The organism is Variovorax sp. E3, from assembly GCF_016082275.1.
Classification (GTDB): Bacteria; Pseudomonadota; Gammaproteobacteria; order Burkholderiales; family Burkholderiaceae_C; genus Variovorax.
The window spans coordinates 1-9,476 of the sequence record NZ_MOWM01000219.1; the positions used below are offsets into that span (position 1 = coordinate 1).

The 9,476-nt window shown below is 72.2% G+C and carries 4 protein-coding genes; 3 read left to right on the top strand and 1 reads right to left on the bottom strand.

All coding sequences use genetic code 11. The annotated features are described in order from the left end of the window. Window positions 1–76: 76 nt before the first annotated feature. Window positions 77–901 (bottom strand): helix-turn-helix domain-containing protein, encoded by an 825-nt coding sequence (locus BMG07_RS37825; RefSeq protein ID WP_198088784.1) that lies wholly within the window; start codon window positions 899–901, stop codon window positions 77–79. A gap of 225 nt (window positions 902–1,126) precedes the next feature. Between BMG07_RS37825 and BMG07_RS37830 the strand changes: the two genes are divergently transcribed. The 3 genes from BMG07_RS37830 to BMG07_RS37840 form a co-directional block, all read left to right on the top strand. After that, window positions 1,127–4,900: a DUF11 domain-containing protein gene (locus tag BMG07_RS37830; RefSeq protein WP_198088785.1), complete on the top strand. Its 3,774-nt coding sequence runs from the start codon at window positions 1,127–1,129 to the stop codon at window positions 4,898–4,900. Then, the gene (locus tag BMG07_RS37835; RefSeq protein WP_198088786.1) at window positions 4,891–9,207 is read left to right on the top strand and encodes an SdrD B-like domain-containing protein; all 4,317 of its coding nucleotides are present in this window, start codon (window positions 4,891–4,893) and stop codon (window positions 9,205–9,207) included. Before BMG07_RS37830 ends, BMG07_RS37835 begins: the two co-directional genes overlap by 10 nt. Continuing rightward, the coding region (locus tag BMG07_RS37840; RefSeq protein WP_198088787.1) for a hypothetical protein at window positions 9,204–9,476 on the top strand (273 nt) is incomplete at its 3' end. The genes BMG07_RS37835 and BMG07_RS37840, both read left to right, overlap by 4 nt.

Here is a 9,476-nt window from a genome sequence, read left to right on the forward strand (position 1 = left end):
CGCGAAGCACGAGGCCCAGGCGGCGGCGCCCAGCAGCAAGGCGGTGGCGACACCGCGAGCCGTCACCGCGGCCGCCTCAGGCCGACGGCGCCGACGACGAGGCGAGGCGGCCCGCTTGTGCGTTGCGGTAGGACGAAGGCGTGATCCCGAAGCGCTCGCGGAACGCGGTCGAGAAATTGGCCGCGCCCGAAAAGCCCACGGCCTGCGCCACTTCTTCCACGCTGAGCGCGGAACCCGCCAGCAGGCGCTGCGCCTCGCCCAGTCGCCGCTCGCGCACGAACTCGAACACCGTGCGCCCGGTCTGCTCGCGGAACACGCGCGACAGCCGCTTCTCGTGCGTGCCCACGCGCGTGGCCAGTTCGGGCAGCGTCGGCACCTTGGCCAGGTCCGACAGCACCAGCCGTTCGGCCGCCTGCGCGATGACGCGGTCGGCGTTGTCCGAGCGCGCGTTCTCCAGCACGTTCTCGGCCTGCGCGATGCAGGCCTGCGCGCGGTGGCTGCTGCCCGACAGCGCCAGGTGCACCGCCACGCGCGCCAGCACTTCGCTGGAATCGAAGGGCTTGAGGATGTAGTCGACCGCGCCTTCGCGCAGCCCCGTGAGCCGCTCTTCCACCGAGCTGGACGAGGTCACGAAGATCACGGGAATGTGCGACGTCGTGCTGTCGGCCTTCAGCAGGCGGCAGGTCGCGAAGCCGTCGGTGGCGCCCATGCGCACGTCCAGCAGCACGAGGTCGGGCTGCAGCGCGGTGACGCGCCGGTAGCCCTGCAGCGCATCGAACGCCAGGCTGATGCGGTGGCCCGCACCGCGCAGCGCGCCCAGCAGCAACTGCAACTCTTCAATGTTGTCGTCGATGACGAGGATGTGCGCGCGCCGTGGCGGCGTGGTCGACCAGTAAGACATGGCGCCGAGCGTAGGGGCGAGGGCCTGAAATGCTGTGTGACTAAGTTCACGTTAAGTTGCATTCGTAAACAATTGTCATCTGAAGCAAACCTTTTGTCCTGAATCGCAAAAGTGGCCCTGGGGAAGGGCTTCGAGACTCCCGCTCTTTCCGGAGCACCCCGCCGCATCCAGCGGCGTTCGCAGGCAGTCGGTGCCCGGTCCATCAGAGCCTTCACGAGGGACGGGATGTCCAGGACCCCATCGAATTTGCCGGCCGCGTCGGTGCGGCGCGACGTGTTCTTCAACGCACGGCCCACGCCGCGCTTCGCCTGGCGGCGGGGCCTGGCGCGCCTTGCCGCACCGCTGGCCGGCCTGCTGTTCGCAGTGGCCGCGCATGCGTTGCCGCAGGTGTCCAGCCTGGTGCACGCGCCCGACATCCTGCCGGCCGGCGGCACCGTCACCAGCACGGTGACGATTGCCGACACCGACAGCGCGCCGATCGGCTCCCCTGGCACCTCGTTCACCTACAGCATCCCCGCGAACGCCTTCTACATGGGCACGGGCGCGGTTCCCGTGGGCACCTGCACGGCCGACGTGCCCGTGGGCTCGGCCGGGCCGGGCACGCTGACCTGTTCGGGCATCACGCTCGCGGCGAACCAGCTGCGTGCCTTCGAGGTGCTGCTGCGCACGCGCACCCAGGGCACGCTGAGCGTCACGGCCACGCCCGAAGGCAACGGTGCGAGCGAGACCAAGGCCATCACCGTGAACCAGGGCGCCGACGTGGCGGTGAGCATCAACGCGCCGGCCAGCGCGGCCAGCGGCTCGACGGTGCCGATCGTCTTCACGGTCACCAACAACGGCCCCGACGCCAGCACGGGCTCGACGCTCACCTATCCCATTCCCACGGGGCTGACGGTCTCGGGCACGGGCCTGCCTGCGGGCTGCTCGATCAGCGGCAGCCAGCTGACCTGCAACGTGCCGGCCACCGCGAACGGCAACACGCGCACCTTCACCGTCAACGGCGTGGTCACCGCGGGCGCGGGCTCCACCATCACGCACCAGCCGGCCGTGGCGCCGGCGGGCTCGGTGGGCGACGGCGTTGCGACCAACAACACGGCCACCGCCAACACCACCGTCACCGCCGGCTACGTGCTCGCGCTGGCCAAGAGCCATGACGGCGGCCAGCTGCTGGTGGGCCAGCGCTTCAACTTCCGGCTGAGCCCGAGCTTCAGCGGCAGCCCGCCCACCGGCGTGACGCTGACCGACACCCTTCCCGCCAACTTCGCGATCCAGTCGCCGATCAACGCGGCCGCCGGCTGGAGCTGCTCGGTCAGCGGCCAGACGGTGAGCTGCACGCGCGGCAACATCGGCGGCAACAACGGCGCCAGCGTGGCGCTCGGCGACATCGTGGTGCCGGTCATTGCCATGAGCGCGGGCACCGGCGTCGTCAACGAAGCCACCGTGAACGCGACCGGCCCCATCGCCAGCACGGCCACCGGCAGCGTGCCGGCCGACGTGGCGGTGTCCGCCGCCGACTTCCGCGCCGACAAGCGCCGCGGCTGGCCGCAGAACAACGTGCCGCTGGGCCAGGCCTTCGACTACCAGGTCGGCAGCACCAACCTCGGCGGCACGCGCCTGCTGGCGGGAAGCACCATCCAGCTGGTCGACGACCTGCCCGCGGGCGTGCAGATCAACAGCGTCACGCAGCGCGACGGCTACACCTGCACCGTGACCCAGGGCGGCGCGATCGTCGTCCCCACGCCCGCCGTGCCCGTGCCCGGCCCCGCGACGGTGACCTGCATGCGCACGCTCACGGCCGACATCGGCGTGGACGCGTCGAACGGCAACGCCGCGCGCAACGGCGGCTACGTCATCGTGAACGCCACCATCCCGGCGCTGCCGCCCGGCGGCGGCCAGATCGTCAACAGCATGTGCGTGAACGTGGCCCTGCCCGCCGCCGCGCCCACGCTCGGCACCGACCCCGATGCCAACACCGGCAACGACTGCGTGAGCCTGGGCACCGGCGTGAACGACAACGCCACCGCCGCCGACGTGAAGGTGCTCAAGCGCGTGGTGGGCATCGGCGACAGCGCGGGCAACCGCCAGGTCGCGGGCCAGAACATCACCTGGGAACTCGAGGTGGTCAACACCGGCCCTTCCGAGGCGCAGAACGTGGTCGTCACCGACGCCTTCGCGCAAGTGATCGGCGCGGGCGCCGTCACGCAGGCCGCCAACGGCGGCACCTTCGCCGGCACCTGCGCGCTGCCGGCCAACGGCAGCGGCTACGGCCAGGCCTCGCTTTCGAGCTGCACGCTCACGACCCTGCCGGTCTGCCGCGCGAGCACCGACGCCGCCAGCGCGCTGCCGCTGTGCCCGGTGGTGCGCGTGGTCGCGTCGCATTACGGCGACGGCCGCTCGGCCACCGACCACGGCTTCGAGATCGACAACACGGCCCGCGCGCTGGCCGTCACGCCGGCCGACCCGAACCTGGCCAACAACGACGGCAGCGCCACCGCGTACCTGGTCGCGCGCAGCGACGTGACGGTCACCAAGTCGGCCAGTCCCGGCTCGGTGCCGGTGGGCCAGTTGCTCACCTACACGCTCACGGCCCGCAACCAGAGCCTGGCGCAGGGCAGCCGCAGCCGCGCCTACGACGTGCGCGTGGTCGACACGCTGCCGGCCGGCCTGATGTTCATCTCGGCCACCGCCTCGGGCGGCGGCAACTGCACCACGACGCCGAACACCACGCAGCCCACGGGCACCGGCATCACCAACAACCAGCTCGAGTGCGCGTGGAGCTCGCTCGACCGCAACGTGCAGCAGACCGTCACGGTGCGCGTGCGGCCGCTGTACGTGCTCAACGGCACCACGGTGACCAACAACGTGCATGTCTCCACGGCCACGCCGGAGCTCAGCACCGGCAACAACGACGCCTCGGTGCCGGCCGCGGTCACCGCGCCGGTGTACGACCTGGTCGTCACCAAGCGCGACGACGTCGACCCGGTGAACGTGGGCGACGACGTGGGCTACACCATCACGGTGTCGAACAACAGCGCGTCGACCGCGGAAGGCGTGCGCATGGTCGACCTGCTGCCGCTGGCCGGCCCGGGCGGCGAGGCACCGCCCACGCTGGTGTCGGTGAGCCTTCCGGCGGGAGCGCCCGCGGGCACCAGCTTTGCGCTGGCCAACGGCGCGGCCATCGGCTCGGCCGGCGGGCAGGTGGTGTTCACCATTCCGACGCTGGGCGGCGCGGGCGCCAACGCCACCGGCGACGCCAACACGCTGGAGTTCCGCGTGGTGCTGCGCGGCGTGTCGCGCGGCACCTTCCAGAACAACGCCAGGGTCGATTTCTTCGACGCCGCGCGCAACGTCTACGACGCGGTGCAGGGCAACAACGCGGTGGCCGAGAACACCACCTTCCGCTTCAAGGCCGACGTGCAGGTGGTCTCGAAGGCGGCGGTCGTCAAGGGCACCGGCACGCCGCTGGCCACCGCGTCGGCGGGCCAGCCCTTCGACTGGCTCGTGCAACTGCGCAACAACGGCCCCGACAGCGCCGAGACCACCAGCTTCACCGACACGCTGCCCGCGGCCCTGGTGCTGGACGGCACGCCCGTGTTCACCGTCACCGGCGGCAGCTTCACGCCCGCCGCGCCCACCTGCACCGGCGCGTCCGGCGGCACGGCCGTGAGCTGCGCCATCGCCTCGATGCCCGCCAACGGCACGGCCACCGTGCGCATTCCGGTGCGCTTCGCGAACGGCGCGGCGCCGGCCAACGGCACCGAGATCGTCAACCGCGCACACATCGTCACCACCGGCTCGGGCGACACCAACGGCGGCGCCGACCCCAACGCCGGTAACAACTTCAACGAAGGCCGCATCACGGTGCAGAACAGCGCGCTGTCCGGCCGCGTGTACGAAGACCTGAACGGCAACGGCCAGATCGACGGCGGCGAGCCCGGCATTGCCGGCGTCACCCTGCGCCTGACCGGCACCGACAGCTGGGCAACCCGGTGTCGCTGACCACCACCACGGACGCCAACGGCAACTGGGGCTTCACCGTGCCCGCCGGCACCTACAACGTGGTCGAGGACCAGCCCGCCGCGTACCAGCCGGGCATCACCCGCGCGGGCAGCGTCACCGGCGCGGGCAGCGCGAGCGGCACCGTGCCGACCGCCGGCGCCGGCGTGACCAGCGGCCCGGCCGGCTCCAACGCCAACCGCATCGACGGCATCGTGCTCGGCACGGGCGGCACCTCGGTGTCGAACAACTTCGGCGAAGTGCGCGCGTCCAGCCTGGCCGGCCGCGTCTACCAGGACGCCGACTACAACGGCGCCGCCAGCGCGGGCGACCCCGGCATCGCGGGCGTGACCGTCACGCTCACCGGCACCGACATGTTCGGCAACGCGGTGTCGAAGACTGTCACCACGGCCACCGGCACGGGCAGCTACGCCTTCGACAACCTCACGCCCGGCAGCTACACGCTGACCGAGACGCAGCCCGCCGGCTTCGCCGACGGCAGCGACGCGGCCGGCAGCGCCGGCGGCACCGTGGGCAACGACGTGGTGAGCGCCATTGCGCTGCGCTCCAACGTCAGCGGCACCGGCTACGACTTCGGCGAACTGCTCACGCGCATCAGCGTGCGCGTGTTCGTCGACGGCGACAACGACGGCGTGCCGCAACCCGGCGACACCGGCATTCCGAACGTCGAGCTGCGCCTCACGGGCACCGACGCCGCGGGCAACCCCGTGAGCATCGTCGCCGTGCCCTCGGGCCCGGCCGGCGGCTACGAGTTCCGCAACGTGCCGCCCTCGGGCCCCGGCGGCTACACCATCACCGAGACGCAGCCGGCCAACTACGCGCCGGGCAAGGCCAACAACAACGGCCACCCCGGCACGCCGCAAGGCGGCGGCAACGTCATCACCGGCGTGAGCGTTTCGGGCACCAACGTGCCGCTCGTGCAGGGCGAGTACTACTTCGGCGAACTGCTGCCGGGCGGCATCTCGGGCCGCGTGTACTACGACCGCAACGGCAACGGCGCGCAGAACACGCCGGGCGAGCCGGGCATCGCGGGCGTGGCCATCACGCTCACGGGCACCGACGTCAACGGCCAGAGCGTCACGCGCACCACCACCACCGACGCCAGCGGCGACTACAGCTTTCCCAACCTCGCGCCCGGCAGCTACACCGTGACCGAGACGCGCCCGCAGGGCTACGAGCCCGGCATCACGCGCGCCGGCAACGTCAGCGGCGCGGGCAGCACGGCGGGCAGCGTGCCCACCGGCGGCAGCGGCGTGAGCAACGGGCCCAACGGTTCCACGGCCAACGTGATCCAGAACATCGTGCTCGGCGCGGTGGGCGCGGGCTCGGCCGGCAACAACTTCTCGGCCGTGAAGCCCGCGAGCCTGGCCGGCTACGTGTACGCCGACGTGGCGCCCTCCAACGGCGTGCGCGACAGCGGCGAGCCGGGCATCGGCGGCACCACCGTGCGCGTCACCGGCACCGACTTCCTGGGCAACGCCGTGGACCGCACGGTGCAGACCGGCGCCGACGGCGGCTACCTGTTCGACAAGCTGGTGCCCGGCACCTACCAGATCGACGAGACCCAGCCCGCCGGCGTGGCCGACGGCCCCGAGTCGCTGGGCACCGTGAACGGCGCGCCGCGCGGCACCGCCAACCCCGGCAACGTGAACGACCGCTTCGGTGGCCTCGCGCTGGTGTCGGAAGACGTGGGCATTGACTACAACTTCGGCGAACGCGGCGGCCAGATCGCGGGCTGGGTGTACGTCGACAGCAACAACGACGGCGTGCGCCAGGCCAGCGAGCCGGGCATCGGGGGCGTCACGGTCACGCTCACCGGCCGCTCGGCCAGCGGGCTGGCGGTGAACGCCACCGCCGTGACCGACGCCACCGGCCGCTACGTGTTCACCGGCCTGCTGCCGGCCGACGCCGCGGGCTACACGCTGCGCGAGACGCAGCCCGTGACCTATGCCGACGGCCTGGACGCCGTGGGCACGCTCGACGGCGTGCCCAGCGGCACGCTGGGCAACGACGTCATCGGCGCCATCGCCTACCGCGGCGGCAACGGCGACAACTACAACTTCGGCGAACGCGGCGCGTCGCTTGCGGGCACCGTCTACAACGACGCCAACCGCAACGGCACGCGCGAGCCGCAGGACCTGCCGATTCCGGGCGTGACCATCACGCTCACCGGCACCGACGCCGCGGGCCAGCCCGTGACGCGCACCGCCGTCACCGACGCCAACGGCCGCTACGAGCTGCCCGGCCTGCCGTTGCCCGGCAGCGGCGGCTACACCCTCACCGAGACGCAGCCCGCGGGCTACGAAGAGGGCATTGCCGTGCCCGGCACCCTGGGCGGCACCGCGCAGGGCCCGAACCAGATCCGCGTGAGCTTCACGGGGCTCGACGCGCACGGCACCGGCTACGACTTCAACGAGCACAGCAACCAGCCGGCCTCGCTCAGCGGCAACGTGTGGTTCGACCAGAACCACAACCGCGGCCGCGAATCGGGCGAGGGCGGCGGCGAGGGCTGGACCGTGGAGCTACTGCGCTGCGCCGACGGCGGCAACGCCTGCGCGGAAAACGCGGCCACCGTGCTCTACAGCGTGACCACCGCGGCCGACGGCGGCTACCGCTTCGGCGACCTCGTGCCCGGCGAATACCGCGTGCGCTTCCGCTCGCCCGACGGCCGCTACGTGGGCGGCGTGTGGCCGACCGACGCGGCGCAGAACGGCGCGGGCGGGCCGTACCCGACGCCATCGCCGAGCGATCCGCGCTTCACCATCAAGGTGCGCGTGAACCCCGGCGCCAACGTGCAGAAGCAGGACTTGCCCTACGACCCGGGCGGCGTGGTGTACGACAGCGTGAGCGGCACGCCCGTGCCCGGCGCCGTGGTGCGCCTGGTGGGCCCGCCCGGCTTCGACCCCGCGCAGCACCTGTTCGACGGGCGCGACAGCTACACGACCGGCCCGAACGGCTACTACGACTTCTTCGTGCTGCCGGGCGCACCGGCCGGCGAGTACCGCCTGGTGGTGACGCCGCCGGGCAACTACCTGCCCTCGTCGATGTACCCGCCGGCCGCCGGCGCGCTGGGCACGCAGTCGTGCGCGGCGCCGGCCAACGGCCCGGCGCCCGCGCAGACCAACCCCTGCGTGGTGAGCCCCGGCGCGGCGCTGGTGCCGGGCGCGGGCTACTACATGGTGTTCCAGATGCCGGGCGGCGGCGGCCAGCACGTGGTGGCCAACAACATTCCGCTGGACCCGTCGGACGCCACGCTCATCGAGCTGCGCAAGACCACCTCGAAGCTCACCGTGAAGAAGGGCGAGCTGCTGCCCTACCGCATCACGGCGCGCAACACGCGCGGCAACCCCGTGCCGGGCGTGGCCGTGGTCGACACCTTGCCGCCGGGCTTTCGCTACGTGCAGGGCTCGCTCACCGTGCGCAGCCTGCCCGGCGGCGTGGCGCTGCCGGTGGTGCCGCAACTGAACGGCCGCCAGCTGGTGGTGCCGGGCCAGAACTTCGCGCCCAACGAGACCAAGGAGTATTTGATGGTCGCGGGCGTGGGGGTCGGCGTGGGCGAGGGCGAGTTCGTCAACCAGGTCGTGGCCACGCAGGGCGTGGGCGGCCGCACGCTGTCGAACCTGGCCACCGCCACCGTGCGCGTGGTGCCCGACGCGCTGTTCGACTGCACCGACGTGATCGGCAAGGTCTACGACGACAAGAACGCCAACGGCTACCAGGACGAAGGCGAGCCGGGCCTGGCCAACGTGCGCATCGCCACCGTCAACGGCGTGCTGGTGACCACCGACGCCGAGGGCCGCTACCACATCGCCTGCGCCGCCATTCCGAAGGAAGGCACCGGCAGCAACCTGGTGCTGAAGCTCGACGAGCGCACGCTGCCCTCGGGCTACCGCACCACCAGCGAGAACCCGGCGGCCGAGCGCGCCACGCGCGGCAAGGTGCTGAAGATCAACTTCGGCGCCACCGTGCACCGCGTGGTGCGGCTCGCGCTGCAGGGCGCGGCCTTCGAGGACGGCAGCGCCGTGCTGCGCGCCGGCTTCGTGCCCGAGCTCGACCGCACGGTGGGCCTGCTGGCCGAGAAGACCGCGGTGCTGCGGCTGGCCTACCGGGCCGCGCCCGGCGAGGCCGCCTCGCTGGGCCGCCAGCGCGCCGACGCGGTGAAGGCCGAGGTGCTCGCGCGCTGGAAGCTGCTGGGCGCGCAGCGGGCCGGCCGCAACGAGTCGCCGCTGTTCAACCTCGACGTCGAAGTCGAACTCGCACCCGCCGCCACGCAGGAGCACAAGCCATGACGCGCCCCTTCGCACAGAAGAACCCGAGCCAGCGAGCCGAAATGAAAAGAAGAAAGCTACCGAAGCGCATCGCCCTCGCGGGCGCCGTCACCGCCGCCTGCATGAGCATCGGCTTCGCGGCGGCGCAGGAGTCGCCGGCCACCGTGCGCGGCCGCATGCACGACCAGGCCGCGGCCGATCCGCGCGCCGTGGAGATCGACGGCACGCGCCACCTGCCGCGCGGCAGCGAGCGCGAACTGCCCAAGGCCACCTTCGTGCTCGGCGACGCG